The sequence below is a fragment of the Streptomyces sp. Y20 genome (genome assembly GCF_043195475.1).
GTDB lineage: Bacteria > Actinomycetota > Actinomycetes > Streptomycetales > Streptomycetaceae > Streptomyces.
Genome location: NZ_JBIDDP010000021.1, coordinates 86,756 through 112,041, shown reverse-complemented (window position 1 = coordinate 112,041; position 25,286 = coordinate 86,756). Strand labels below are relative to the sequence as shown.

The following is a 25,286-nucleotide window of genomic DNA, read 5'->3' as shown; positions in this document are numbered from 1 at the left end:
ACCGAACCCGGAAGCTAAGCCTCACAGCGCCGATGGTACTGCAGGGGGGACCCTGTGGGAGAGTAGGACACCGCCGAACAATTTTTGGGAAAACCCCCGCATCTTCGATGCGGGGGTTTTCTGCGTTTATCCCGACCACGGATGAAGGCCGTCAGAAGTTGATGTTCGCGATGGCGTCGTCCCGCCGGTGTGCGCCGGCCACCACGTCGTTCTGGACGTCGATGACGGCCACCGCGGTGCCGGGCCGATCGTTGAGTGTGGTCATGCCGGTCAAAATACGGGGTGCCACCGACAAGGGGTCGTCTACGGTGACCACATGACCAGCCCTACCGGTGCACCTGACCTGACCAGGGACGACTACACCGTCCGTGCCATACGTCCCGACGAGTGGGCCGCTGTCCGGCAGCTGCGGCTCGACGCGTTGCGGGATCCGGCCGCGCGTATCGCCTTCCTCGACACCTACGAGGAGGCCTCCGGCAGACCGGACCACTTCTGGCAGGACCGCGCCGTCCGGTCAGGTGTGGGATCGACGACGTCCCAGCAGTTCATCGCCGAGGCGCCGGACGGGACGTGGGCCGGCACCGTCGCCGTGCTCATCGAGGAGGCCGGGACCAAGGACTGGGCCGGCTGTCCGGTCGAGCGGCGGCAGGGACACGCCGTGGGCGTGTACGTACGGCCGGAACACCGCGGGAACGGGCTGATCGAGGCGCTGTTCGCCGCCGCTGTCGACTGGGCCTGGCAGCAGCGGGCCGAGCGGATCCGGTTGATCGTGCACGAGGACAACGTGCGGGCACAGGGCGCCTACCGCAAGGTGGGGTTCGTGCCGAGCGGACTCGTCGTCGCGTTCTCCCACGACGAGTCCGAGAACGAGCTGGAGTTCGTCCTGGACCGGCAGGCGGAGAACCCGCCCGCTTAGGCCGGCGTCTTCAGACCGGCAGTTCCTGGTGCGGCCAGCGGGAGCGGGCCTGTTCGCGGGAGCGGAGCAGGGCCAGCGTCGGCAGGCCCTGGTCGGTTCCGGTGGCGAGCAGCACCGGCAGCTCGGGGAACGGCGCCACGGCGGCGACGTCGTCCAGGACCAGGGTGAGTGGTGGGTCGAGCCGACCGGAGGATGACCGTTCGGCCATGCGCCGGCCGTGCTCGACCACGCTGGAGACGAGGGCCGTCAGGAGCGGCATCGCGCCCGGGTTGCTCCTGGGGTCCTCGATGGATTCACCGACCACGTAAAGTGTGCCCCCCTCGTGGACGAAGGAATCCAGGGCGAGGGCGTCGGTTCGGTTCGGGGTGCACGCCTCGCGGATGTTGACCGTGAGGAGGGCGGACAGGGCCCTGCCGGTCAGCTCCTGGGCGATGTCCCGGCGTTCGGGGTGCGCGGTGAGGGCCGCCTCGAGTTCGCCCGCGGCGCCGGGTGCGGCCTTGGAGTGGGTGCGCAGCGTCCGTACCGCGTCCTGGACCTGGGTGCCCTGGGCCCAGCGGTGGACGTGGCGGATGGTGCGGTTCTCCAGGGCGGCGGCGTGGAGGTAGCTGCGCAGGAGGGTGGTCGCCGTGTCGGCCACGGCCTGGTCGATCCTGGCGGTGGGCCGTACGGGGGCGAGGAGGGCTGTCGCCCGGTGCAGCGCCGTCTGTCTGTCCGCGCAGCCCGCCGTGGGCGACCAGTGGAGGCGGGCCGGGGTGTCGCAGAGGTGCGCGGGGTCGTAGAGGAGAGTGGGGCCCAGCTTGGCCTTCGCGTCCTTCGTCTCCGCCCAGAGGGCCGGGTTCGACGTGACGACGAGGGTGGGGCCGGCGGCGTCCCGGATGGCCTGGACCGCGGCGGGCTGCCGGGCCGCGGGGGTGCCGTAGAGCACCGGGCCGTCGGTACGGGAGGCTCCCCCAAGGCCCGTGCGCGCGGCGCCGGCCGGCAGGGGGCCGGCCCCCTGCGGCGCGGGCTCGCTGCGAGGCGCCGGGATGTCGTGCGTGGGGGCGGGTGCGGCCGTGAGCGGGGGCGGCGGTGTGGGTGCCGGTGCGGGGGCTGGCGCGGGGGCCGGCGCCGGAACCTCGAACGTGGGACTCGTCGTCATGGGCTCGGGGACGAGGGTTCCCTTGGGGACGACGGGTCCCTTGGCCGGAGTGACTGTGGCATCCGGTCCGCTGACCCGGGCCCCGTCGTCCCTCGGTCCACCGTGTCTGATCGTCGCCCGGCGCGCGCGCCATCGCGTCACCGTGCCGATCACGAACACGGTGAGGACGAAGAGGATCATCAGCTGGCCGATGAACAGGCCCCAGAACAGGCCCCAGCCGGACAGCTGGGCCGGTGGGGTGTCCGGCCAGGCGCCGGTGATGTCGTGGGGCCGGGCGATGAGGTGCCGCATGGCGAGGGGGGTCCGGGTGAAGGTGACGCCGTGGGGCCAGGCGCCCTGGGCGAACCGGGCCGCCAGACCCGTGGCCGTCCACACCAGCAGGGTCATGCCGAGGAGGAACGCGAGCATGCCGACCAGCAGCCCGTCGGGGATGCCGCCGCCCCGGCCCTCCCCGCGGCTGTCACGGCGGTCGTCCGGTCTCACCGTGCCCCTCCCTACGCCACCGTCGACTCGGAGTCGCCCAGATGCTGCTCCACGAAGGCCGCCGCGCGCTGCTCGGCCTCCAGCTCGGCCGCGCGCAGGGCCTCGTCGGCCGCGAGGTCGCTGGAGGACTGGGTCATCGCCCGGTCGGTGAAGACCAGTGGGCGTTCGGTCTCCGTGATCAGGTGTTTGACCACCTGGACGTTGCCGTTGACGTCCCAGACCGCGATGCCGGGAGTGAGCGTCGGGATGATCTCGACCGCCCATCTGGGCAGGCCCAGCACCCGGCCCGTGGCGCGTGCCTCGTCGGCCTTCTGGGCGTAGATCGTGCGGGTCGACGCCATCTTCAGGATGGCCGCCGCCTCCTTCGCGGCGGCACCGTCGACCACGTCGGACAGGTGGTGGACGACGGCCACGAAGGACAGGCCGAGCCGCCGGCCGAACTTCAGCAGCCGCTGGAACAGCTGGGCCACGAACGGGCTGTTGATGATGTGCCAGGCCTCCTCGACCAGGAAGATGCGCTTCTTCCGGTCGGGGCGGATCCAGGTGTGCTCCAGCCAGACGCCGACGATCGCCATGAGGATGGGCATGGCGATGGAGTTGCGGTCGATGTGGGAGAGGTCGAAGACGATCAGCGGGGCGTCGAGGTCGATGCCGACCGTGGTCGGGCCGTCGAACATGCCGCGCAGGTCACCGTCGACCAGCCGGTCCAGGACCAGGGCGACGTCGAGGCCCCAGGCGCGTACGTCATCTATGGCGACGTTCATCGCCTCGGCGGACTCCGGCTCGGGGTGCCGTAGCTGCTCGACGATGTCGGTGAGGACCGGCTGACGGTCGAGAATGGTCTCGTTGACGTAGGAGTGGGCGACCTTGAGGGCGAAGCCGGAGCGTTCGTCCAGGCCGTGGCCCATCGCGACCTCGACGATCGTCCGGAGCAGCGCGAGCTGACCGGTGGTGGTGATCGCCGGGTCCAGGGGGTTGAGCCGGATCCCGTGGTTCAGGGCGGCCGTCGGGTCGAGCCGGATGGGGGTTATGCCCAGCTCCTCGGCGATCAGGTTCCACTCGCCGACCCCGTCCTCGCCCTGGGCGTCCAGGACGACGACCTGGCGGTCCTTGAACCGCAGCTGGCGCAGGACGTACGTCTTCTCCAGCGCCGACTTGCCGTTGCCGGACTCGCCGAGGACGAGCCAGTGCGGGGCCGGGAGCTGCTGGCCGTACAGCTGGAAGGGGTCGTAGATGTATCCCTTCCCGGAGTAGACCTCGCGGCCGATGATGACGCCGGAGTCGCCGAGGCCGGGCGCGGCCGTGGGCAGGTAGACGGCCTGGGCCTGGCCCGTGGAGGTGCGCACCGGCAGCCGGGTCGTCTCCACCTTTCCGAAGAGGAAGGAGGTGAAGGCCTCGGTGAGGACGGACAGCGGGTCCCGCATCGGCGAATCAGCCCCTACCTTCGGATGCCGGTGGCGAACGGAAGTGTGTTCACGAAGGCGCGGTGGTGCTCTCGGTCGCACCATTCCAGCTTGAGGTACGACTTGCCGGCGGAGGCCCTTATCGTGCGCTTGTCGCGGGCGAGGGCCTCGGGGGACCGGGAGGAGACGGTGATGTAGCCGACGAGGTTGACGCCCGCGGCGCCGCTGGCGAGGTCCTCGCCGCGCTGGTCGAGGCGGTTGTGGGCGGCGATGTCCCGGGGGTCCACCGTGCGGTTCATCTTGGCGGCTCGGGACGCCTCGGCGTCGTCGTTCGTCTTCTCGGTCAGCATGCGCTCGATGGCCACCTCGGTGGGTTCGAGGTCCATCGTCACGGCGACCGTCCGGATGACGTCCGGGGTGTGGACGAGCAGCGGGGCGAGGAAGTTGACGCCGACGGGCGTCATCGGCCACTCCTTCACCCAGGCGGTGGCGTGGCACCAGGGGGCGCGGGTGCGGGACTCGCGGGTCTTGGCCTGGAGGAAGGTGGGCTCCATGGCGTCCAGCTCGGCCGGCCAGGCGTTGCGCTTGGTCATCGCCTGGATGTGGTCGATGGGGTGGTCGGGGTCGTACATGGAGTGGATGAGGGAGGCCAGCCGGCCCTGCCCCAGGGGCTGCCGGACGCGGATGTCGGCCTCCTGGAGCCGCGAGCAGATGTCGGTCAGCTCGCGGGCCATGACGACGGCGAGCCCGGCGTCCCGGTCGACCTTGGTGCCGCGGGCGCGGACGGCGCGGGCCATGGCGTTCGCCTCGGCGGCCAGGTCGCGGGTGTAGTGCATGCAGGCGACGAGGTAGGCGCGGTGCTGCTCGCTGCTGGTGGACACCATGGACTGCAACTGGTCGTAGGACCGCTGGAGCCAGTCCGGGGAGCGGTCGTCGCCGCGCAGGGTGACGTCCTTGGCGTGCGCGTCCGGGTCGGCGGGCAGGGTCCGGGCGAGCATCTGGATCCGGGTGACGAAGCCGTCCCCGTTGGCGACGTGCTTGAGCAGTGTGCCGAAGCGGTCGACGAGGGCCTCCTGGTCCTCGGAGTCGCGCAGGCCGACGCCCGGGCCCTCGATCTCGATGGCGGCCGTGACCGTCTTGCGGTCGGCGTGCAGCAGTACGGCGATCTCGTCGGGCCCGAAGGGGGCGGCGAGCCAGTTGATGCGCCCGATGCCGGGGGGAGGCCCGATCTCGACCTCGCGTCCGTCGAGGTTGGTGCCGGCCTCCATGACGGTCGAGCGGTAGTGAGCGTTCCGCTTGACGGTCCGCTTGTAGCTGCGGTTGATCTCGAACCACTTGTAGAAGGTGCGGCGCTTGTACGGCACGTAGACCGCGGCGAGCGCGAGCAGCGGGAAGCCGGTCAGCAGCACGATGCGCAGGGGCAGCACCGGGACGAGGAGGCCGCACATCATGCCGAGGAACGCGCCGATGACGATCAGCGCGATCTCGCCGGACTCGCGGTTCCGGCCGACGATCGCGTTGGGCCGGGCGCGGCCGATCAGATACGTACGGCGGGGCGTGATCGGATGGGACAGATGGGACTCGGTCGTCAACGCCCTTCACCTCCTGAGCGGTTGTTGCGGGTGTTGCCTGCGTGCGGGGTGTTGACCGGGCTGGCCGCGCGGGGCGCGGGGGCGGCGGAGGGGACGGCTCCGCCGGAGCTTGCGGTCGGGGTGCGGCTGCTGTGGGCGGCGACACCGCCGGTGAGGGGGTTGGCCGGGCGCGGGGCGCCGCCGGACTGGCCTCCGCCGCCGTTGTTGTCGGCTCGGGTGCTGTGGGTCTTGATGCCCTGGGCGACCAGGGTGGCGGGCGAGCTGATGACGGCGGCGGCCTTGCCCTCGGCGCCCTGCATGATGCGGTTGCTGCGGGAGCCGGCGATCTCGTCGCCGAAGCCGGGGACGAAACGGTAGATCATCGCGCTGGCGAAGATGGCGAGCAGGATGATGGCGAGGCCGGAGACGACGGCGGAGAAGGCGTCGGGGCCGTTGGCGCCGGAGAGGGCTCCGGCCAGGCCGAGCACGATCACGATGACCGGTTTCACGAGGATGACGGCGATCATGATGCCGGCCCAGCGGCGTACGTGACCCCACAGGTTCTTGTCGACCAGGCCGGCGTAGACGACGGTGCCGAGGAGGGCGCCGACGTAGAGCAGGGCGGCGCGGATGACCAGCTCCAGCCACAGGATGCCGGCGGCGAGGATGCTGACCAGGGAGACCACGATCAGCATGATGGGGCCGCCGCCGATGTCGGTGCCCTTGTTCAGGGCGCCGGAGAAGGTGCCGAAGAACGTGTCGGTCTGGTCGCCGGTGGCCTTGGCGAGGACGTCCGTCACGCCGTCCGTCGCCGACACGACCGTGTAGAGGATCAGGGGCGTGAAGGCGGAGGCGAGCACCGTCAGCCACAGGAACCCGATGGCCTCCGAGATGGCGGTGGTCAACGGCACACCGCGGACGGCCCGCTTGGCCACGGCCAGGAGCCACAGGAGGAGGGTGAGGATCGTGGAGGCAGCGAAGACGACGGCGTACTGCTGAAGGAACTTCGCGTTGGTGAAGTCTACGTTGGCGGTTTCCTTCACCGCGGTACTGAGCTTGCCGATGGTCCACGCGGCGGCGTCGGCACAGCCTTTCGCGAGAGAGGAGAGGGGGTCGAGGGTGTCGGTGAGGGGGTTGTTGGTGCCCAGTCCCCCGCCTTTGGAACTGCCGCCGGATTCGCAGTACTTTCGTGCGGGGGGCGCCAGCAGGGAGCAGTCGGCACTCTTGCTCGGAGATGGTGTGGGCGAGGGAGCCGCGAACGCTTGTACGGCCAGGAGCACTGTGGTGATCTGTACGCCGCCTACCAGTCCGGCGAGCTTGAGCACACGCTGGGGGCTATCGGGCATACGTGAACCCTCCGAACTCCTTGACCGCCGTGCCGATCTCATCGGCACCGGAGACGGGATTGTCTCCGGTGATCGGGGTCGGGCCTGTCTTTTGACTGGTTTCCAAAACCTTCCAGTCGCTGCCGTTCCACTTCAGCTTGAAGGTCACGGTTGACCAGCCGCTTGTCACGGGGTTGTTCGAGCTCTCACCGGCCAGGCCGAAAAGCGTGTTGCACCAGACTTCGACGGTCGCTGCCTCAGCACTGTACGAGGTGATCTTCGTGCCGGCCGGTAGCGTGCGGTCGACGAAGGTGTCGCCCTTGAGGGCGCTGCCATCGGGATTGAGGCCGACATTTCTGAGGAAGGCAGCCGAATAGTTGGCGTCGAAGACAGACCGGAGTCGATTCGCGGCGCTCCGATCGGCGACTGCGTCGATGATGCTGTGTCGGCTGAGAGTGTCGACCATGCTGTCGGACCACAGAATTACCGCGTAGTTCGCCGCCGCACTCTGCGCCCCCTGTTCCGTGCGGGGGAAGTTCGACGGGATGCCTGTGGTCTTGGTGCCGACGGGGTGGGTGCCTGAGGGGGCTGTCGAGGAGGTCTGGGGGCGGGAGCCCTTGGTGGTGGCGGTGTCCGTGGGCGTGTCGTCCCCCCTGTTCGCGAAGGCGATGGCTGCGATCAGGAGGACTACCACGCCGACCACCGTGACCAGGCTCTTGGAGGAGGAGCGCTGGGGGCGGCGGGGGGCGCCGCCGTAGGGGTCGTTCTCCGGTAGGCGGGTCCGGGTGTGGCCGGTGTCGCCGTAGTCGGTGTAGCTCTGTTCGTCTCCGGGATTCATGCCGCGTACGCCCCCTCCACCTCGTAGACATACGACGGTAGCCGTGCTGGTTCCCGCGCGGGCGCGGTGTGGTGACTCGACATCAGGGAAACGCAACCTCAGCCGGTGGGCACGACGGGTGGGTGGGGTGGAGGGGATGGCCGTGGCCGGGCGTGCCCGGGAGGGGAGGGGCTACACCGCCATGCCGTACACGATGGTGAACAGGGTGCCGAGGGAGCCGATGATGAAGACTCCGGTGAGGCCGGCGATGATCAGGCCCTTGCCCTGCTCCGCGCTGAAGGTGTCCCGCAGGGCCGTGGCGCCGATGCGCTGCTTCGCCGCGCCCCATACCGCGAGGCCGAGGCAGAGGAGGATGGCCACGGCCATGACCACCTCGATCATCACCTTGGCCTCGTTGCCCAGGCTGCCGAAGGGGCCCCAGTCCGGAGCGATTCCGCCGATGATGGTGTTGATGTCTCCCTTGTCGGCCGCAAAGAGCATGTAAGTCACCGCCCCTGGTGGGTAGTTCCGCGTGTGCCTCTGCGGTGTGCAGAGGTCAGGCCTCATTGTCGCCGACAACGTCGCCTACGTATGTCGACTTGGCGTCATTGACTGGCGGGTTTCGTGCGAATGGCCCGCACGGTCACTCTGTGTATCACGGCAGGTCACCCCGGGCAACGAGGTCGGAGCGGAACCCGGCGTGTGGTGCGGTCGTTGACCTCCTTCACGGCCGGTCGCGTTTCGTGGCGCGGTTTCTGACGGCCGGTCGGGTGTGGTCCCGTGCCGATGTTCTCACGGGTGGTGGGGGCGAGGGCTTGGCGGACCTGACTGACGTGGTCTTCGTGGGGTAGGTGGCCGGGGATGGTTGTCGGCTATCGGTCGTACGTTCGATCAGGTCGCCGGGCGAGGTGGCGGGCGAGGGCGGCGAATGGGTGCGTCGGGCTGGTGGCCTCGGGTTTTCGGTTCTGCGGTGGCGGGACAGCTGGTGTTCACAGGAGAATCACAGTGATGTCGGAGCGGGTTTCACAGCTTCGTGGGACAGAGTGGGGCTTGATGAAGCGCATCTCACGCATCTCACGCATCTCGGTCACCTCCCGGCCCGCGCTGCTCGGCGCGGTGGTGCTGCTGGCGCTGACCTCGGCGTCGGTGGCCGCCGCCGACGACGGGCGGGGGCCGCTGGAGGTCACGGCCGACGCGGTCGCGACCCGCCAGAGCGCGCGGGTCGGGGCGCTGTTCGGCGCGGACCGGGCGGGCAGGCCGTCCGGCGGTCACTTCTGCACCGCCTCGGTGGTGCACAGTCCGCGCGGTGACCTCGTCGTCACCGCCGCGCACTGCGTGGACGGCGACGACGGCGACCTGGTGTTCGCGCCGGGCTACCGGGACGGCCGGACGCCGTTCGGGGTGTGGAAGGTGACGCGGCGGTTCCTGCCGGACGGGTGGACCGGCGGCCAGGACGAGGACAGTGACGTCGCCTTCGCCACCGTCGCCGAGCGTGACGGTGAGCGACTCGAGGACGTCGTCGGGGCCAACCGGTTCGCGGCCGGGGTGGCCACCGGTGCCACCGCCGTGACCGTCACCGGCTACCCGGACTCCCGCGAGGCGCCCATCAGCTGCACCGACCGGCCGGCATCGCACAGCAGTACGCAGCAGCGCATCACGTGCCCGGACTTCACCGGCGGCACCAGCGGCAGTCCCTGGGTCAACGGTGACGGCCAGGTCGTCGGTGTCATCGGCGGCCATGAGCAGGGCGGCGACACGGCAGACGTCTCCTACAGCGTGGTGCTGGGCACCGAGGCGGCCGAGCTGTACCGGGACGCGGCCTCGGTGTCCTGAGAAGGCGTCAGCCGGGCGGTCCAGCTGTGAAATGGCGCCACTTCGCGTCCAAATGGCCTTGAACGGGGTCCGCATGGGGGAAAGTTGAACCGTGCGGAAGGTATGGGTGTTCGGTGGGGCGGCCGTCGCGCTCGGCATGGGCTTCGTCATGCTGCTCGTCGTCGGGGTGTACATCGTGGCCGGGAACCTGGTCAACGGGGCGACCTCGGGTGCCCGGGGGCTCGCCAAGGGCGCCGTGCCGGCCGCCTACAAGTCGCTCGTGCAGCAGTGGGGCAACCTGTGCCCGGCGCTCAGTCCGGCGCTGCTCGCCGCCCAGCTGTACCAGGAGAGCGGGTGGAACCCGACGGTGGTCAGCCCGGCCGACGCCCGCGGCATCGCCCAGTTCATCCCGAGCACGTGGGCGACCCACGGCATCGACGGCAACGGCGACGGCAGGCGGGACATCTGGGACCCGAATGACGCGATTCCGTCGGCCGCGTCGTACGACTGCGAACTCGCCAAGTACGTCAAGGACGTCCCCGGCAACGTCTCCGACAACATGCTCGCCGCCTACAACGCGGGCGCCTACCGCGTCATAAGGGCGCGCGGGGTCCCGGCCATCAGCGAGACGCGGAACTACGTCCGGCGCATCCGCAGCCTGGAGGAGAGCTTCGCCGCGCCGGTCAGCCGGCTGGACCCGACCCGGGCGGCTGCGGGCGCCATCGCCTTCGCGCAGAGCAGGCTCGGCACGCCCTATCTGTGGGGCGGCAACGGCACCGCCGACCAGGGCGGACGCTTCGACTGCTCGGGTCTGACGAAGGCCGCGTACGAGAAGGTCGGCATCACCCTGCCCCGGGTGGCCAACGACCAGTACAACGCCGGCCCGCACCCCTCGCGGGACCAGCTGCTCCCCGGCGACCTCGTGTTCTTCTCGGACAATCTGACCGACTCCCGGGCCATCCGGCACGTGGGTATCTACGTCGGCGGCGGGTACATGATCGACGCGCCGAGGACGGGTGCCGTGATCCGGTTCGACCCCATCGACACCCCGGATTACTTCGGGGCGACCAGGGTCACCGAAGATGGCGCAAAAGCACTCCCCACAAGGGTGTGAACCGTGCGTGAACCCACCCCCTGAGCTGCGGCGATGAATCTCTCTTCGATAACGTCTGCGTGATCATTCGGTGGAGAGTGGAACGTATGAATGGTGGCTGTGCGTTCCTGTTGACGTAGCCGAGCGGACGTCAGTGCGGCAGTGCAGCGGAAGCGGATCTACGTACCACGGGGGGCAGGAGCGGCGCACACCCGGTGCGTCCGGACGAACGACGAAGGGGCCGCAGCACCATGGCTGTACTCGCCGATTCCGGATCGAACCCCGACGTCGACCTGCTCTACGACATCAATGGCCTGGCCAAGGACGCGCCGCACTGGTGGGACCGGGTCATGGCGTTCGTCGGTGAGTACGGCCTGCTGCTGGCCATGGTGCTGCTGATCCTGGGCTGCTGGTGGTCGGTGCGGCGCAGGGGCGGTGAGAACGCGGCGCCCTCGGTGGCCGCCCTGCTGTGGGCCCCGCTGGCGGCCGGCCTGGCGGTGCTGGTGAACGTCCCGATACGGGGTTTCGTGCAGCGCCCCCGCCCCTTCCTCGACCACCAGGGCCTGGACGTCCTGGTCGCCGGGAAGAACGACTTCTCCTTCGTCAGCGACCACGCGACGATCACGATGGCGCTCGGGGTCGGTCTGTTCGTCGCCCACCGCCGCTTCGGCCTCGTGGGCATCGCCCTGGCCCTGCTGGAGGGCTTCTGCCGGGTCTACATGGGCGTGCACTACCCGACGGACGTCGTCGGCGGTTTCGCGCTCGGTACGGCGGTCGTCCTGCTCCTGTCCCCGCCGGCCACGGCCCTGCTGACCCCGCTGATGCGGGCCGTGGAGCGCTCGCCGAGGGTGGGCGGGCTGGTGCGGCGGCGCTCGGCGCCGGGCGTCCCGGTCCTCGCCGGCGCCCACCGGCCGGCGGACTCCGAGGAACGGGACCTGGCCGCGTGAGCCCGCGCGGGCCGGTGTCCCCCGCCGGGGGATGACACCGGCGGGCTCTGCAGCCCCTGCGCGGCTCTACAGCCCCTGCGTGTAGGAGAAGAAGCGCTGGGGGTCGTACTGCTTCTTGACCTTGGCCAGGCGGGTGGCCGCGTCCCCGTAGTACGCCGTCTTCCAGTTCTTCAGCGTCGGGTCGGTGTAGTTCTGGTAGGCGGCGCCCGAGGCGTACGGCTTCATCGCGGTGTGGGCCGACGTCAGCCAGGACTGGGCGGTGGTGCCGGAGGCCCCCGCTCCCCAGGAGACTATGTACTGGGCCAGCATCCGGGAGCGGCGGTGCACGAACGCGGTGGCGGTCGGCGAGACCCTGTTGACCGCGCCGCCGAGGGCGGTGAACGCGATGCTGCTCGCGCCGCCCCGCACGGCGGCGGTCTGCTTGAGCACGGTCTGGATGCCGGCCGCGGACAGCGAGCGGTCGAAGAAGTCGGAGCGGGCCGCGTACGTCTCCCGGCCCAGCCTGCCCTGCGGGGAGCGGCCCGGGGTGGAGCCGGGCAGGTGGCACTGGGCGTCGGCGGAGAAGGAGGAGCAGCCGGCGTAGATCTCCATGGCCTCCTCGTAGCCGCGGCGGCGCAGGGTGACGGAGGCGGCGTCGGCGCCGGCCCGGTGGGCCAGGTGGTCCACGGCGTTCTGGAGCTCGCCGTAGGTGCCGAGGGAGAAGCAGGAGACCGAGACGCTCGGGGTGCGGCCGGGGGAGCACGACAGGTGCAGGGAGGACCAGATCTCGTCGGGCTGGCTCGGCCCCCACTCCTGCCAGGCCTTGAGCACCTGGGCGGCCTTGGCCCAGGGCCAGGTCAGGTAGGCGGTGACGGCCTGCGGTGCCGGGTGCGTCCGGAAGTGCAGTTCGGTGACGACGCCGAAGTTGCCGTTGCCGGCGCCGCGCAGCGCCCAGAACAGGTCGGGATGGTGGGTGGCGTCCGTGGTGACCTGGGTGCCGTCCGCGGTGATCAGGGTGGCCTGGGTGAGGCTGTCGCAGGTGAGGCCGTAGGCGCGGGAGGCGACGCCGTGGCCGCCGCCGAGCACCAGGCCGGAGATGCCGACAGTGGGGCAGGAGCCGGCGGGCAGGGTGACGCCCTTCGCGGTGAGTGCGCGGTAGACGTCGATCAGCTTGGCGCCGGCGCCCACGACGGCCTGGCCGCCGCCGGCCCGGACGCGGTTGAGCCGGGAGACGTCGAGGATGAGCCGGTTGTCGCCGGAGGAGTAGCCGGCGTAGGAGTGGCCGCCGTTGCGGATCGACACCTTGATGTGGTGCGCGCGGGCGTACGCCAGGGTCGTACGGATGTCGGCGGGGTGCGCGACGTAGGCCACCGCGGCCGGCTTGAGGCCGTCGAAGCGGGTGTTGTACAGCTGGTGGGCCGTCTTCCAGCCGGCGTCACCGGGCCGCACCAGGGTGCCGTCGAGGTCGCGGGCGAGGGCGGCCCAGTTCGCGGCGGCGCTCGCGCTGGTGGTCCTCAGGCCCGTGAGCGAGGATGCGCCGCCCGACGGTGCGCCCGGGTGCGCCGCGGCCGGGGCGGGACCGCCTCCGCCCGCACCGCACGCGGTCAGTGCGGTCGTCGCCAGGGCGGCCGTGCCACCCGAGATGAACGTACGCCGTTCCATGTCCGTCGCCTTTCCTCGGCTCTCGGGGAACGAGACGGCGCCCCGCGCTGCGGGGTTCCCCCGTCCGGATGGAGAACATCGAATATACGTCCGTGCGCTCCGGCCGTCGGGACCTCCACGTGCTCTCCCCGTGAGCATTCCGTGACCTCACCGGGCCGACGGCAGGGGTTCACTTCTCGTTCACTTCCGGCCATTGGTGGCTTCACCTGTTCTGCCTAGTTTCGGCCGTACCGGGTGCTGAGTGCGGGCATGAACGCGCTCAACGCATTCATGCACCTTTTCGACCCTCGCGCGCCGCCGACAGCGGCGGCTCCTGGAAGGAACCACCAGAAGTGAAGCTTCAGCGCAAGAACCGGCTGCGCGCCCTTTCTCTCGGTGCTGTCGCCGTCTCCGGCGCCCTGGCCCTGACGGCGTGCGGCTCGGACGACAACGGCGACGGCGGCAAGGCGTCGGGCAACAACTCCGCGTCGGCCGGCGCCGGCTCGGTCAAGTGCGACGACGCCAAGGGTCAGCTGCTCGCGGACGGCTCCTCCGCGCAGAAGAACGCGATCGACGCCTGGGTCAAGGCCTTCTCCCAGGCCTGCCACGTGCAGATCAACTACAAGGGCGCCGGTTCGGGTGCCGGTGTCACCTCCTTCAACCAGGGCCAGATCGCGTTCGCCGGTTCGGACTCCGCGCTGAAGCCCGAAGAGGTCACCGCCTCCAAGAAGGTCTGCTCCGGCGGCCAGGGCATCGACCTGCCGATGGTCGGCGGCCCGATCGCCCTCGGCTACAACGTCCCGGGTGTCGACAACCTGGTCCTGGACGCCCCGACCCTCGCCAAGATCTTCGACAGCAAGATCACCAACTGGAACGACGCGGCGATCAAGAAGCTGAACCCCGGCGCGAAGCTGCCCGACCTGAAGATCCAGGCGTTCCACCGCTCCGAGGACTCCGGCACCACGGACAACTTCACCAAGTACCTGATCGCCACCACCCCGGACAACTGGAAGTACTCCGGCGGCAAGGCCTGGCAGGCCAAGGGCGGCCAGGCGGCGTCCGGTTCGGCCGGTGTGGCCCAGGGCGTCAAGCAGAACGCCGGCGCGATCGGCTACTTCGAGCTGTCCTACGCCAAGGACATCACCACGGTCTCCATCTCCACCGGCGCCAAGTCCCCGGTGAAGCCGTCGACCGACTCCGCCACCGCCGACATCGCGGCCGCCAAGGTCATCGGCACGGGCAAGGACCTGTCGCTCCAGCTGGACTACAAGACCAAGGCCGACGGCGCCTACCCGATCACCCTGGTCACCTACGAGATCGTCTGCGACAAGGGCAACAAGGCCGACACCCTGCCCGCCACCAAGGCGTTCCTGCGCTACATCGCCGGTGAGGACGGCCAGAAGGTGCTGGCGCAGAACGCCTACGCCCCGATCCCCGACGAGATCATCACCAAGGTCCGCTCCACCATCGAGGGCCTGAGCTGACCTGATCCGAGTGTGCGGCCCGGTACCTCCCAGGTCCGGGCCGCACCGTCCGGTGCACCGCCGCCACGAGCCGCGGCCCCAGGTGGGGGCGCGGCTCCGCAGACCGGAGAACCCGATGGACATATCGACGACGACCGACGTTCCCCCTCCAAGCCTCCAGCCCCCGGTGACGGAGCAGAAGCGCGCGTCCCGTGGCGCGACCCGCCCCGGTGACCGGATCTTCCTGGGCCTGACCCGCGGTTCCGGCATCCTGCTGCTCGCGGTGATGGGCGCGATCGCGGTGTTCCTCACCTACCGCGCCTCCCTCGCGATCAGCAAGGACCACGGGAACTTCCTCACCACCTTCGAGTGGAACACCAACCTCACCCCGCCGGTGTTCGGCATCGCGGTGCTGGCCTTCGGCACGGTCGTCTCCTCGATCGTCGCCATGGCCATCGCGGTCCCGATCGCCGTCGCGATCGCGCTGTTCCTCACCCACTACGCCCCGCGCCGGCTGAGCGGTCTCATCGCCTACGTGATCGACCTGCTCGCCGCGGTGCCGTCCATCGTCTACGGCCTGTGGGGTGCCCTCGTCCTCGTCCCGCACATGCAGGGCCTGTACGGCTGGCTGGACACCTACCTCGGCTGGACCGGCGTGTTCGCCTGGGACGGCGGAGCCCCCCGCGCGATGCTCACCGTCGGCATCCTGCTGGCGATCATGATCCTGCCGATCATCACCAACGTCAGCCGTGAGGTCTTCCGGCAGGTCCCGCGGATGCACGAGGAGGCCGCGCTGGCCCTCGGCGCCACCCGCTGGGAGGTCGTGCGCATGTCCGTCCTGCCCTTCGGCCGCTCCGGTGTGATCTCCGCGTCCATGCTCGGCCTCGGCCGCGCCCTCGGCGAGACGATGGCCGTCGCCACCGTGCTCTCCCCGGACTACGACATCCATCTCAGCCTGCTCGACCCGGGCGGCGGCACCTTCGCGCAGAACATCGCCAGCAAGTTCGGTGAGGCCACCGAGCAGGGCCGCGACGCGTTGATCGCCTCCGGTCTGGTCCTGTTCGTCATCACCCTGGTGGTCAACGGTGCGGCCCGCGCGATCATCGCCCGCCGCAAGGAGTACTCGGGGGCCAACGCATGAGCACCGCAGCCGTCACCGACAAGCGCCCCGGCTCGCTGCGCGGCGCCCGCCTGCCGAAGTGGTCCCCGTGGGCCATCGCCGCCGGTTCGATCGTCCTCGCGGTCGCCATCGGCCTGGCCGGGGGCCTGCACAGCAAGGTCCAGTGGGGCCTGATCGCCGCGATCCTCTTCGTCCTCGGCACCTACGGCATCGCCACCCGGGTCGAGGGCCGCCGGCAGGCCAAGGACCGGGTCGCCACCTCCCTCGTCTGGGTCGCCTTCCTGCTCGCCGTCGTCCCGCTGGTCTCCCTGGTCTGGACGACCGTCTCGCGCGGCACGAAGGTCCTCGACTTCTACTTCCTCAGTCACTCCATGGGCGTCGTGGCCGACTCCGAGGCCGGTGGCGGCATCTACCACGCCATCATCGGCAGCCTGGAGCAGGTCGGCCTCGCCACCGTCATCGGTGCCCCGGTCGGTGTGCTCACCGCGATCTACCTGGTCGAGTACGGGCGGGGCCGCCTCTCGCAGGCGGTGACCTTCTTCGTCGACGTCATGACGGGCATCCCGTCGATCGTCGCGGGTCTGTTCATCCTCAGCCTGATGCTCATCTTCAAGATGCAGCCGTTCGGCTTCGCCGGTTCGCTGGCCCTGGCCATCCTGATGATGCCGGTCGTCGTCCGCTCCACCGAGGAGATGCTCAAGCTCGTCCCGAACGAGTTGCGCGAGGCGTCCCTGGCGCTCGGCGTGCCGAAGTGGCGGACCATCCTGAAGGTGGTCCTGCCGACGTCCATCGGCGGCATCACCACCGGCATCATGCTCGCCATCGCCCGTATCGCGGGCGAGACCGCGCCGGTCCTGCTGCTCGTCTTCGGCAACCCGTTCATCAACAACAACCCGTTCGAGGGCGCCCAGGCGTCGCTGCCGCTGTACATCTACCAGCAGTACGCGCAGAGCGCGGGCGCCAACGCGGCGTACGACCGCGCGTGGGCGGCGTCCCTCACGCTGATCGCCTTCGTGATGATCCTCAACCTGGTGGCCCGCGGTATCGCCCGCTGGAAGGCCCCGCGCTGACAATCCGCGGCTACCGCCGCGTGGCCGGCCGCCGACCGGGGCCCGCCAGTGCGACTGACTGGAAGTGAAGTAGTAATGGCCAAGCGAATCGACGTGAGCGGACTCACCGCCTACTACGGCTCCCACAAGGCGATCGAAGACATCTCGATGACCGTCGAGCCGCGCTCGGTGACGGCGTTCATCGGCCCCTCCGGCTGCGGCAAGTCGACGTTCCTGCGCACGCTGAACCGGATGCACGAGGTCACCCCGGGTGGCCGTGTCGAGGGCAAGGTGCTGCTCGACGACGAGGACCTCTACGGCACCGGTATCGACCCGGTGTCCGTCCGCCGCGAGGTGGGCATGGTCTTCCAGCGCCCGAACCCGTTCCCCACCATGTCGATCTTCGACAACGTGGCGGCGGGCCTGCGGCTGAACGGCAGCTACAAGAAGAGCGAGCTGAACGACGTCGTCGAGAAGTCCCTCAAGGGCGCGAACCTCTGGAACGAGGTCAAGGACCGCCTGAACAAGCCGGGCTCCGGTCTGTCCGGCGGCCAGCAGCAGCGCCTGTGCATCGCCCGCGCTATCGCGGTCGCGCCGGACGTCCTGCTGATGGACGAGCCCTGCTCGGCGCTGGACCCGATCTCCACGCTCGCCATCGAGGACCTGATCTGCGAGCTGAAGGAGCGCTTCACGATCGTCATCGTGACGCACAACATGCAGCAGGCGGCGCGGGTCTCGGACCGCACGGCGTTCTTCAACCTGTCGGCGGTCGGCCAGCCCGGCCGGCTCATCGAGATCGACGAGACCGAGCGGATCTTCTCCAACCCGTCCGTCCAGGCCACCGAGGACTACATCTCGGGCCGCTTCGGCTGACCCCCCGACCCCTCGCGGTGCTGCATGGCGGTGCCACCGCGAGGACGCGGAAGGGCCCGCCCCCGGATCTTGGGGGCGGGCCCGACGCATTGTCCGTCAGAGCGCCACGAGGTCGACGATCCCGAAGGCCGCGGCGGCGACCAGCGCGGCGGCCGGCATCGTGATGAACCAGCCGAGGACGATGTTCTTCGCCACGCCCCAGCGGACGGCGTTGACGCGCTTGGTCGCGCCCACGCCCATGATCGCCGAGGTGATGACGTGGGTCGTGGAGATCGGCGCCTTGAAGAGGAAGGCGGTCGTGAACATGATCGACGCGCCCGTCGTCTCCGCGGCGAACCCCTGCGGCGGGTCCAGTTCGATGATCTTGCGGCCCAGCGTGCGCATGATCCGCCAGCCGCCGGCGTAGGTGCCGAGCGAGAGCATCATCGCGCAGACGAGCTTCACCCAGACCGGGATCGGGTCGTCGAACGTCGAGTGGCCGGAAATCACCAGTGCCAGCACCACGACACCCATGGTCTTCTGGGCGTCCTGGAGGCCGTGGCCGAGCGCCATGCCGGCCGCCGAGACGGTCTGCGCGATGCGGAAGCCCCGCTTCGCCTTGTGCGGGTTGGACCGCCGGAACAGCCACATGATCACGGTCATCATCAGATAGCCGACGATCAGACCCACGACCGGCGACAGGAACATCGGAATGATGATCTTGTCGAGGACGCCGCCCCAGAGCACGTCCGTGCCGCCCGCCAGCGCCGCGCCCACCATGCCGCCGAACAGCGCGTGGGACGACGAGGAGGGCAGCCCGAAGTACCAGGTGACCAGGTTCCAGACGATCGCGCCGATCAGCGCGGCGAAGAGGATGCCCAGTCCCTTCGAGCCCTGGGGTGTCTCGATCAGGCCCTCGCTGACCGTCTTGGCGACCCCGGAACCGAGGAAGGCGCCGGCGAGGTTCATCACGGCCGCCATGGCGAGGGCCGCCCGCGGGGTCAGCGCACGCGTCGACACCGAGGTGGCGATCGCGTTCGCGGAGTCGTGAAAACCGTTGGTGTACGTGAAGAAGAGCGCGACCGCGACGGTCACGATCAGGGCGAAGGTGTCCATCGACGCCTCAGGACTCCTTGACGGCGATGGTCTCCACCGTGTTCGCCACGTGCTCGAACGCGTCCGCCGCCTCTTCCAGGACGTCGACGATCTGCTTGAGCTTCAGCACCTCGATCGCGTCGTACTTGCCGTTGAAGAGCTGGGCGAGCAGCTTGCGGTGGATCTGGTCCGCCTGGTTCTCCAGCCGGTTGACCTCGATCCAGTACTCGGTGAGGTTGTCCATGGTCCGCAGGTTCGGCATGGCCTCGGCCGTCAGCTCGGCCGCCCGGGCCAGGACCTCGATCTGCTGCTCGACACCCTTGGGCAGTTCCTCGACGTTGTAGAGGACGACCAGGTCGACGGCCTCCTCCATGAAGTCCATGATGTCGTCGAGGGACGACGCGAGGTTGTAGATGTCCTCGCGATCGAAGGGCGTGATGAAGGAGGAGTTCAGCTGGTGGAAGATCGCGTGCGTGGCGTCGTCACCGGCGTGTTCCGCGGCCCGCATACGCTCTGCGATCTCGGCCCGGGCGGAGGAGTCCGCCCCGAGCAGTTCCATCAGGAGCTTCGAGCCCGTGACGATGTTGTCCGCGGACGCGGCGAACATGTCGTAGAAGCTCGTCTCCCTGGGGGTCAGACGAAAGCGCACGTGGGGTCCTCGGGGTGCTTCGGTTTCGGTCAGGCTGATGCTAGGCGCATCATCCGGCCACGGCTAATGGGCCGTCCCCCAGTGTCGCCCATGAACCTCGGTGATCAGCACGGGGGCGTACCAACGGCCCTCTACCCCGCAAAGTTCGTTACCATATACCCACAGGGGGTATGTTTCCCTTTTGTCCGCAGCTCGTTCCGAGACGGAGGCCAGCGATGACGACGACCGAGGCCGGCGCCACGCACGGCTACCACCAGCAGAAGGACGAGCACCTCAAGCGGCTGCGCCGCATCGAGGGCCAGATCCGCGGTCTGCAGCGGATGGTCGAGGAGGACACCTACTGCATCGACATACTCACCCAGGTCTCCGCCTCCACCAAGGCGCTCCAGTCCTTCGCGCTCCAGCTGCTGGAGGAGCACCTGCGGCACTGCGTCGCCGACGCGGCCGTCCAGGGCGGTGACGAGATCGACGCGAAGGTGGACGAGGCGACGAAGGCGATCGGCCGCCTGCTGCGCACCTGAGCCGCCCGGTCCCGGGCGGGAGGCCGTCAGGCCGGATCCCGCTCCTTCGCCACCCGCAGCACCTCGTCGATGCTCTCCAGGCTGAGCCGGTCCTCGGCCGCCGACGCCGCGATGATCAGCTCTCCGCACAGTTCGATCTCGGCGAGGGCCACGTGGTCCTGTACCGCCGTACCACCGACCGGAGCCACCCGCCTCACCTCTTCCCCGCCGTCACCGACTTACTAGGGTAGGCAGCGGCCCACACGCCGCGCATGGCACGGACGGGCTACTTACCGGGTGGTGTCCCGGACTAGTGCGCCGGCCGGTTTCCGACCCCGCCGGTGGTGGCGTGCTCGGCGACCCGGCCGGCGTAGATGTCCGCCGGCGCCGGCAGCCGCACCTCGGCGGGGACGCCGAAGTCGTACAGCAGCAGGGTCGAGGCGACCGCCACGGTGGCCTTGCGGCGGCCGTTGACGAAGCTGAAGCGCTGCCGGAGCTTGCGGATGCGGCCCTGGTCGTCCAGGTAGACGTCGAACGGCACCGCGGCCGTGGCGAAGCCCTTCGCCGCCGCGGACAGGGACGCGGTGTTGCCGGCGGAGGCGGACCGGGCCGCCCGGGCCAGGTCGGCGATGCCCCGGTAGTGCCGCACCGCCGTCCCGCCGACCCGGGTCCGGTCGACGAAGACCGCCTGCCGCGTCCCGCGCAGCACCTCGGCCGCCGCGTACGGGTCGGTCGCGCCACCGGTGACCAGATTGCCGTCGGACAGCGTCGCGCTGTCCACCCGCACCCACTTGTCGGCGGGCACGCCCGCGCCCCGGTTCTTCATGAACAGTGCGCCCGGGGCGAGGAGTTCGGTGATGGGCCGATGCTCGGAGGTGCCCGCGGGGTCCTCGGGCAGCATGACGGTGAGCCGGCCCAGGCGGCGCCGGTAGTCGTAGACACCCCGGCCGCGGATGGTGACCCGGGTGCCGCCCGTCGCCATCTCCATCGAGGTGCCGGCCTTGGAACTGCCCGCGTCGCGCAGCGCGTCGGCGGCCCGGTGCAGCACGGCGACCGGATCACCGCCGCCCTTGACGTCCTCGGCGGCGACCCCGCTGCCGGCACAGCCGGCGGCGGCCGTCCCGAGGCCCAGGAGGATGCCCACCGCGACGACCGTCCTGCCCGCGCGTCTGTCCTGCCGCCGATCCATCGCCTGCCTACCCCCAGCCGGAGTGTCCGTCACGGGTCGCCCTGTCGTCCGGATAACGACGGCTGGGGACCGCCGTCACGCGCCGCCGCGGACGCCCGTGCGCAGGCGCGGAAACCCCGGGGACGCGCGGGGGTGGCTTCGCCACCGGCTGGGTACCGTTGTCGGCGTGGCAGTCACCGCGGCGCAGCAGGACGGGCCGGAGCGTGCCCGGCCCGGGCAGGAACACCTCACCACGACGGCCGAGCAGGGCCGTTTCTGCGTGGCCAGATGCAGCTGCGGCTGGCGCGGCCCCGCCCGCCGGGCCCGCAGCCAGGCCCGCACGGACGCGGAGGGCCACACCGCGGTCCGGTGACGCTTCACCGCCCCCGCCGCCGCGCGCGGCCGGTGAGCCTCGTCGGCCCCGGTCGCCGGTGGCGGGAAGGCGCCCATCGGGCGGCCCGGTGCCCGGGCGCGTCCCCACCGCCGGGCGCAGCCGGTGCGCCTGACTGGCCCCCGGCCACTCGACGCCGGACGCTCCGGCCCACGGCCGGCCGCCCGGCCCACCGGGATGTCCACGCGCCGGGCCCGCGCCGCGGATCGATACGCCGCTGCGCGCGGCTGGCGATTCGTCGGCCCCGGTCGCCCGGAGGGGTTCCCCCGGCGGCCTGGTGGCGGGGCGGGCCCCCGCGCCGCCGGGGCGTCCCGTCGCTCAGGGGGTGCCGGACGTGTGCTTCTGCCAGGTCTGCTGGAAGGTGAAGCGGGATGCTTCCACCTCGTGGCGCTGGTCGGCGTGGAGGACGCCCAGGGCGTAGGCCGTGGCCGGGGTGATGCGGGGGGTGCGGGCCGCCTGGGCCGCCGCGGCTGCCGCCTCCGAGGCGTCCCGGTGGCGGTTGAGGGCCTGGCCCGCGGCCAGCAGGCGTACGTCCACGGGGGCGACGGTGCCCGGGCCGTGCAGGACCTCGTGGGCGTACCGGTGCAGGCGCAGCAGGAGGCGGACCTGGTGCCAGGGGCCGTCCTGGGGGTGCGGTGACGGGTCGGGGGACAGGCCGTGGACCAGGGCCTCCGCGTTGTAGGGGTGGCCGGCGGTGACCAGGGGGAGGGCGGCGACGGCGTCCGTGAGGCGTTCCTCGGCCGCGAAGGCGAGCGTGTCCAGGGCGGTGGTGGGGGCGGCCGGGGCGAGGGGCACCTCGCTGGCGAGCAGGGCGACCTTGTCCGCGACGGCGTGGAAGCGGGAGGAGCCGAGGGCCTGGAGGGCCGTGGAGTGGGCCCGGGTCCGGGCCAGGGTGAGCTGGCGTTCGAGCAGGGCGCCCGCCTTGGCCGCGCCGACCGTGAGCGAGCTGCGCTCCGCCGTCGCCGTCGGGCGGCCGGGGCCCGAGGGGCCGACGGCGGCCGGGGTCGCCGCCCGTCCGGGGAAGACCACCGCTCCCGACAGCCTCTGCAACGCCAGCAGCAGCCGTTCCAGCCGGGCCTCGTAGGCGTGCTCCAGGCCCAGCGTGCCCGAGAGCCAGGCGAGTTCCGGGCGCATCTCCTCGGACCAGTCGGGGTCGAGCAGGGGACGGAAGGTGTGCAGGCTGGCGCTGATGCGGCGGGCCGAGCGGCGCAGGGCGCGGGCGGCGTCGACGGACGCCTCCGTGCCGTCCGGACCCACGCCTCGGCCCCCGCCCGAGCGTGCCCGGGCGGGGGCGTTTCCGCTCTGGCCCCCGGTCTCCCGGTGCAGGCGCAGGGCGCGGAGGAACTCCGTGGCCTGGGCACGCAGGTAGCCCGCGAGGGCGTCCCCGGTGTCCGTGAGGGGCGGGGTGTCCGTCGGGTCAGGGTGTCGCTGTGCCACGCCGGCGCCTCCGGGCGTCTATGAGCATCTCCTGGACGTTGCGCAGGGGCTGGCCGTCCGTGTCGGTCGCGTGCCGGGTCCACTCGCCGTCGGGGCCGAGGTGCCAGGAGGCCGTGGTGTCGGACATGCCGGTGTCCAGCAGCCGGTCCAGGGCCGCCCGGTGGCCGGGGTCGACGACCCGGACCAGGGCTTCTATCCGGCGGTCGAGGTTGCGGTGCATCATGTCGGCGCTGCCGAACCACACCTCGGGTTCGCCGCCGTTGCCGAAGGCGAACACCCGGGAGTGTTCGAGGAAGCGGCCGAGGATGGAGCGGACCCGGATGTTCTCCGACAGGCCCGCGACACCGGGGCGGACGGCGCAGATGCCGCGGACCCAGATGTCGACCGGTACGCCCGCCTGGGACGCCCGGTACAGCGCGTCGATGACCGCCTCGTCCACCATCGAGTTGACCTTGATGCGGACGAACGCGGTCCGGCCGGCCCGGTGGTGCTGGGCCTCCTTGTCGATCCGCGCGATCAGGCCGTCGCGCAGGGACTTGGGGGCGACGAGGAGCCGGCGGTAGGTCTCGCGGCGCGAGTAGCCGGACAGCCGGTTGAACAGGTCGGAGAGGTCCGCGCCGACCTGGGGGTCGGCCGTGAGCAGGCCGAGGTCCTCGTAGAGGCGGGCCGTCTTCGGGTGGTAGTTGCCGGTGCCGACGTGGCTGTACCGGCGCAGGGTGTCGCCCTCCTGGCGGACCACGAGCGACAGCTTGCAGTGGGTCTTCAGGCCTACCAGGCCGTAGACGACATGGCAGCCGGCCTCCTCCAGCTTGCGCGCCCACTTGATGTTGGCGTGCTCGTCGAAGCGGGCCTTGATCTCGACCAGGACGAGGACCTGCTTGCCGGACTCGGCGGCGTCGATGAGCGCGTCGACTATGGGCGAGTCACCGGAGGTGCGGTACAGGGTCTGCTTGATGGCGAGGACGTCCGGGTCGGCCGCCGCCTGGTCCAGGAAGGCCTGCACGGAGGTGGAGAAGCTGTCGTACGGGTGGTGCAGGAGCACGTCCCGGGCGCGCAGGGCCGCGAAGACGTCGGGCGCGGACGCCGACTCGACCTCGGCGAGGTCGCGGTGGGTGCCGGCGACGAACTTGCGGTACTTCAGCTCCGGCCGGTCCAGGGAGTGGATGCGGAAGAGTCCGGTGAGGTCGAGGGGGCCCGGCAGCGGGTACACCTCTGCCTCGGAGATCTTCAGTTCGCGCACGAGGAGGTCGAGCACCTCGCGGTCGATGGACTCCTCGACCTCCAGGCGCACGGGCGGGCCGAAGCGGCGCCGCATGAGTTCCTTCTCCAGGGCCTGGAGGAGGTTCTCGGTGTCGTCCTCCTCGACCTCGAGGTCCTCGTTGCGGGTGAGGCGGAAGGTGTGGTGCTCCAGCACCTCCATGCCCGGGAACAGCTCTTCCAGGTGGGCGGCGATGACGTCCTCGATGGGGACGTAGCGGCCCGGGCTGCTCTCCAGGAAGCGGGACAGCAGCGGCGGCACCTTCACACGCGCGAAGTGCCGGTGGCCGCTGACGGGGTTGCGTACGACGACGGCCAGGTTCAGGGAGAGGCCGGAGATGTACGGGAAGGGGTGCGCGGGGTCCACGGCCAGCGGGGTGAGGACGGGGAAGATCTGGTGCCGGAAGAGGGTGAAGAGCCGCGCCTGCTCCTTCTCGGCCAGCTCGCTCCAGCGGACGAGGTGGATGCCCTCCTCGGCGAGCGCGGGGGCGATGTCCTCGTGGTAGCAGGCGGCGTGCCGGGCCATCAGCTCCCGGGAGCGGGCCCAGATCATCTCCAGGACCTCGCGCGGCTGGAGGCCGGAGGCGGAGCGGGTGGCGACGCCGGTGGCGATGCGGCGCTTGAGGCCGGCCACCCGGACCATGAAGAACTCGTCGAGGTTGCTGGCGAAGATGGCGAGGAAGTTGGCGCGCTCCAGCAGGGGGGTGGCCGGGTCCTCGGCCAGTTCCAGGACGCGTTCGTTGAAGGCCAGCCAGCTGCGTTCCCGGTCGAGGAAGCGGCCCTGGGGCAGGGGGCTGCCGCCGGCCTGTGACTCCTCGTACGCGTCGAGGTCCGCGTCGATGTCGGGTTCCAGATCGGAGACCGCGGCCGCCACGGTGTGCGGCCGGTGCGCGGCGAGGGAGCCCACGGAGGGCTGGGGGTGCTGGACTTCCGCCTGGGTGTCTGACTGGCTCATGAACCCATTCTTCCGCGCGGCGGGTGACACAGGCGCGTCGGAACGTGCGGGCGGGAGCGTCACGGCCCCGTTCCCCGCGGTCCCCTCGGGGGGCGGCGAAGGTTCTGGCACGGCGGGCTTCATTGGCCGAGCGTCGCAAGCCCGTCTGAATCAGCGGTTACGGAGACATGACGTGCGGGATAGCGCGGGGCGGCCCGAAGGGGTTCCCGGTCGCGAGAAGGCCCG

23 protein-coding genes and 1 rRNA gene are annotated in these 25,286 nt (G+C 70.7%); 11 read left to right on the top strand and 13 right to left on the bottom strand.

Annotated features, from left to right (window positions below; translation table 11 throughout):
- Together rrf and ACGFT1_RS34595 are read left to right on the top strand one after the other, a co-directional pair.
- Positions 1-79: ribosomal RNA gene (gene rrf / locus ACGFT1_RS34600) — 5S ribosomal RNA — on the top strand; the annotation flags it as partial.
- Between the two features lie 237 nt (positions 80-316).
- Entirely contained in the window at positions 317-916 is a 600-nt protein-coding gene (locus ACGFT1_RS34595; protein WP_373912947.1) for a GNAT family N-acetyltransferase, read from the top strand.
- Between the two features lie 10 nt (positions 917-926).
- Here the strand turns inward: ACGFT1_RS34595 and ACGFT1_RS34590 are convergent, their stop codons facing one another.
- The 6 genes from ACGFT1_RS34590 to ACGFT1_RS34565 all read right to left on the bottom strand — a co-directional run bounded on the left by ACGFT1_RS34590 (position 927) and on the right by ACGFT1_RS34565 (position 8,154).
- Positions 927-2,537 (bottom strand): type VI secretion protein, encoded by a 1,611-nt coding sequence (locus tag ACGFT1_RS34590; RefSeq protein WP_373912946.1) that lies wholly within the window; start codon positions 2,535-2,537, stop codon positions 927-929.
- 11 nt (positions 2,538-2,548) lie between these two features.
- Positions 2,549-3,961, bottom strand: a complete 1,413-nt coding sequence (locus ACGFT1_RS34585; RefSeq protein WP_373912945.1) for an ATP-binding protein — start codon at positions 3,959-3,961, stop codon at positions 2,549-2,551.
- Between the two features lie 14 nt (positions 3,962-3,975).
- A complete protein-coding gene (locus ACGFT1_RS34580) occupies positions 3,976-5,532 on the bottom strand; it encodes an SCO6880 family protein (RefSeq protein WP_373912944.1) in 1,557 nt (518 codons plus the stop codon).
- Positions 5,529-6,857, bottom strand: coding sequence for a hypothetical protein (locus ACGFT1_RS34575; RefSeq protein ID WP_373912943.1), 1,329 nt, complete (start codon positions 6,855-6,857; stop codon positions 5,529-5,531). The genes ACGFT1_RS34580 and ACGFT1_RS34575 overlap by 4 nt, the downstream gene beginning before the upstream one ends.
- Positions 6,847-7,674 (bottom strand): hypothetical protein, encoded by an 828-nt coding sequence (locus ACGFT1_RS34570; RefSeq protein WP_373912942.1) that lies wholly within the window; start codon positions 7,672-7,674, stop codon positions 6,847-6,849. Before ACGFT1_RS34570 ends, ACGFT1_RS34575 begins: the two co-directional genes overlap by 11 nt.
- 171 nt (positions 7,675-7,845) lie before the next feature.
- On the bottom strand, positions 7,846-8,154 hold the full coding sequence (locus ACGFT1_RS34565) for a hypothetical protein (protein ID WP_016436843.1): 309 nt from the start codon (positions 8,152-8,154) through the stop codon (positions 7,846-7,848).
- A gap of 552 nt (positions 8,155-8,706) precedes the next feature.
- On the opposite strand from ACGFT1_RS34565, the gene ACGFT1_RS34560 reads away from it, so the two are divergent.
- From ACGFT1_RS34560 to ACGFT1_RS34550, 3 genes are all read left to right on the top strand, one after another.
- On the top strand, positions 8,707-9,486 hold the full coding sequence (locus ACGFT1_RS34560) for a serine protease (protein ID WP_373912941.1): 780 nt from the start codon (positions 8,707-8,709) through the stop codon (positions 9,484-9,486).
- A gap of 91 nt (positions 9,487-9,577) precedes the next feature.
- Positions 9,578-10,579: an NlpC/P60 family protein gene (locus tag ACGFT1_RS34555; RefSeq protein WP_373912940.1), complete on the top strand. Its 1,002-nt coding sequence runs from the start codon at positions 9,578-9,580 to the stop codon at positions 10,577-10,579.
- A gap of 230 nt (positions 10,580-10,809) precedes the next feature.
- On the top strand, positions 10,810-11,505 hold the full coding sequence (locus ACGFT1_RS34550; protein WP_373912939.1) for a phosphatase PAP2 family protein: 696 nt from the start codon (positions 10,810-10,812) through the stop codon (positions 11,503-11,505).
- Positions 11,506-11,571: 66 nt separating this feature from the next.
- On the opposite strand, the gene ACGFT1_RS34545 is transcribed toward ACGFT1_RS34550, so the two are convergent.
- Positions 11,572-13,146, bottom strand: a complete 1,575-nt coding sequence (locus ACGFT1_RS34545; protein WP_373912938.1) for an FAD-binding oxidoreductase — start codon at positions 13,144-13,146, stop codon at positions 11,572-11,574.
- A gap of 332 nt (positions 13,147-13,478) precedes the next feature.
- On the opposite strand from ACGFT1_RS34545, the gene pstS reads away from it, so the two are divergent.
- From pstS to pstB, 4 genes are all read left to right on the top strand, one after another.
- The gene (gene pstS / locus ACGFT1_RS34540) at positions 13,479-14,609 is read left to right on the top strand and encodes a phosphate ABC transporter substrate-binding protein PstS (protein WP_373912937.1); all 1,131 of its coding nucleotides are present in this window, start codon (positions 13,479-13,481) and stop codon (positions 14,607-14,609) included.
- A 115-nt stretch (positions 14,610-14,724) separates the two neighbouring features.
- The gene (gene pstC, locus ACGFT1_RS34535) at positions 14,725-15,729 is read left to right on the top strand and encodes a phosphate ABC transporter permease subunit PstC (protein ID WP_373912935.1); all 1,005 of its coding nucleotides are present in this window, start codon (positions 14,725-14,727) and stop codon (positions 15,727-15,729) included.
- Positions 15,726-16,778 (top strand): phosphate ABC transporter permease PstA, encoded by a 1,053-nt coding sequence (pstA, locus tag ACGFT1_RS34530; protein ID WP_373912934.1) that lies wholly within the window; start codon positions 15,726-15,728, stop codon positions 16,776-16,778. Before pstC ends, pstA begins: the two co-directional genes overlap by 4 nt.
- Positions 16,779-16,853: 75 nt before the next feature.
- Entirely contained in the window at positions 16,854-17,630 is a 777-nt protein-coding gene (gene pstB, locus ACGFT1_RS34525) for a phosphate ABC transporter ATP-binding protein PstB (RefSeq protein WP_373912933.1), read from the top strand.
- Positions 17,631-17,726: 96 nt separating this feature from the next.
- On the opposite strand, the gene ACGFT1_RS34520 is transcribed toward pstB, so the two are convergent.
- Positions 17,727-18,725 (bottom strand): anion permease, encoded by a 999-nt coding sequence (locus ACGFT1_RS34520; protein WP_373912932.1) that lies wholly within the window; start codon positions 18,723-18,725, stop codon positions 17,727-17,729.
- Between the two features lie 7 nt (positions 18,726-18,732).
- Positions 18,733-19,353, bottom strand: a complete 621-nt coding sequence (locus ACGFT1_RS34515) for a DUF47 domain-containing protein (protein ID WP_121788071.1) — start codon at positions 19,351-19,353, stop codon at positions 18,733-18,735.
- A gap of 215 nt (positions 19,354-19,568) precedes the next feature.
- Between ACGFT1_RS34515 and ACGFT1_RS34510 the strand changes: the two genes are divergently transcribed.
- Positions 19,569-19,874 carry a metal-sensitive transcriptional regulator gene (locus ACGFT1_RS34510; RefSeq protein ID WP_373912931.1) on the top strand — a complete coding sequence of 102 codons (306 nt, stop codon included), beginning with the start codon at positions 19,569-19,571 and terminating at the stop codon, positions 19,872-19,874.
- A gap of 26 nt (positions 19,875-19,900) precedes the next feature.
- On the opposite strand, the gene ACGFT1_RS34505 is transcribed toward ACGFT1_RS34510, so the two are convergent.
- Positions 19,901-20,062, bottom strand: coding sequence for a hypothetical protein (locus ACGFT1_RS34505; RefSeq protein ID WP_356818184.1), 162 nt, complete (start codon positions 20,060-20,062; stop codon positions 19,901-19,903).
- Between the two features lie 101 nt (positions 20,063-20,163).
- On the bottom strand, positions 20,164-21,042 hold the full coding sequence (locus ACGFT1_RS34500) for a hypothetical protein (RefSeq protein WP_373912930.1): 879 nt from the start codon (positions 21,040-21,042) through the stop codon (positions 20,164-20,166).
- 166 nt (positions 21,043-21,208) lie between these two features.
- On the opposite strand from ACGFT1_RS34500, the gene ACGFT1_RS34495 reads away from it, so the two are divergent.
- On the top strand, positions 21,209-21,394 hold the full coding sequence (locus ACGFT1_RS34495) for a hypothetical protein (protein ID WP_373912929.1): 186 nt from the start codon (positions 21,209-21,211) through the stop codon (positions 21,392-21,394).
- 336 nt (positions 21,395-21,730) lie between these two features.
- On the opposite strand, the gene ACGFT1_RS34490 is transcribed toward ACGFT1_RS34495, so the two are convergent.
- Together ACGFT1_RS34490 and ACGFT1_RS34485 are read right to left on the bottom strand one after the other, a co-directional pair.
- Positions 21,731-22,849, bottom strand: a complete 1,119-nt coding sequence (locus tag ACGFT1_RS34490) for a CHAD domain-containing protein (protein ID WP_373912928.1) — start codon at positions 22,847-22,849, stop codon at positions 21,731-21,733.
- Complete coding sequence (locus tag ACGFT1_RS34485) at positions 22,830-25,184, bottom strand: RNA degradosome polyphosphate kinase (protein WP_373912927.1); 2,355 nt, start codon at positions 25,182-25,184, stop codon at positions 22,830-22,832. Before ACGFT1_RS34485 ends, ACGFT1_RS34490 begins: the two co-directional genes overlap by 20 nt.
- Between the last annotated feature and the right edge of the window lie 102 nt (positions 25,185-25,286).

Coding starts and splice junctions, on each gene's coding strand:
- pstB (WP_373912933.1), top strand. CDS start 16,854: ATGGCCAAGCGAATCGACGTGAGCGGACTCACCGCCTACTACGGCTCC.
- ACGFT1_RS34485 (WP_373912927.1), bottom strand. CDS start 25,184: ATGAAGCCCGCCGTGCCAGAACCTTCGCCGCCCCCCGAGGGGACCGCG.
- pstA (WP_373912934.1), top strand. CDS start 15,726: ATGAGCACCGCAGCCGTCACCGACAAGCGCCCCGGCTCGCTGCGCGGC.
- ACGFT1_RS34520 (WP_373912932.1), bottom strand. CDS start 18,725: ATGGACACCTTCGCCCTGATCGTGACCGTCGCGGTCGCGCTCTTCTTC.
- ACGFT1_RS34510 (WP_373912931.1), top strand. CDS start 19,569: ATGACGACGACCGAGGCCGGCGCCACGCACGGCTACCACCAGCAGAAG.
- ACGFT1_RS34585 (WP_373912945.1), bottom strand. CDS start 3,961: ATGCGGGACCCGCTGTCCGTCCTCACCGAGGCCTTCACCTCCTTCCTC.
- ACGFT1_RS34545 (WP_373912938.1), bottom strand. CDS start 13,146: ATGGAACGGCGTACGTTCATCTCGGGTGGCACGGCCGCCCTGGCGACG.
- pstC (WP_373912935.1), top strand. CDS start 14,725: ATGGACATATCGACGACGACCGACGTTCCCCCTCCAAGCCTCCAGCCC.
- ACGFT1_RS34500 (WP_373912930.1), bottom strand. CDS start 21,042: ATGGATCGGCGGCAGGACAGACGCGCGGGCAGGACGGTCGTCGCGGTG.
- ACGFT1_RS34550 (WP_373912939.1), top strand. CDS start 10,810: ATGGCTGTACTCGCCGATTCCGGATCGAACCCCGACGTCGACCTGCTC.
- ACGFT1_RS34560 (WP_373912941.1), top strand. CDS start 8,707: ATGAAGCGCATCTCACGCATCTCACGCATCTCGGTCACCTCCCGGCCC.
- ACGFT1_RS34575 (WP_373912943.1), bottom strand. CDS start 6,857: ATGCCCGATAGCCCCCAGCGTGTGCTCAAGCTCGCCGGACTGGTAGGC.
- ACGFT1_RS34565 (WP_016436843.1), bottom strand. CDS start 8,154: ATGCTCTTTGCGGCCGACAAGGGAGACATCAACACCATCATCGGCGGA.
- ACGFT1_RS34570 (WP_373912942.1), bottom strand. CDS start 7,674: ATGAATCCCGGAGACGAACAGAGCTACACCGACTACGGCGACACCGGC.
- ACGFT1_RS34595 (WP_373912947.1), top strand. CDS start 317: ATGACCAGCCCTACCGGTGCACCTGACCTGACCAGGGACGACTACACC.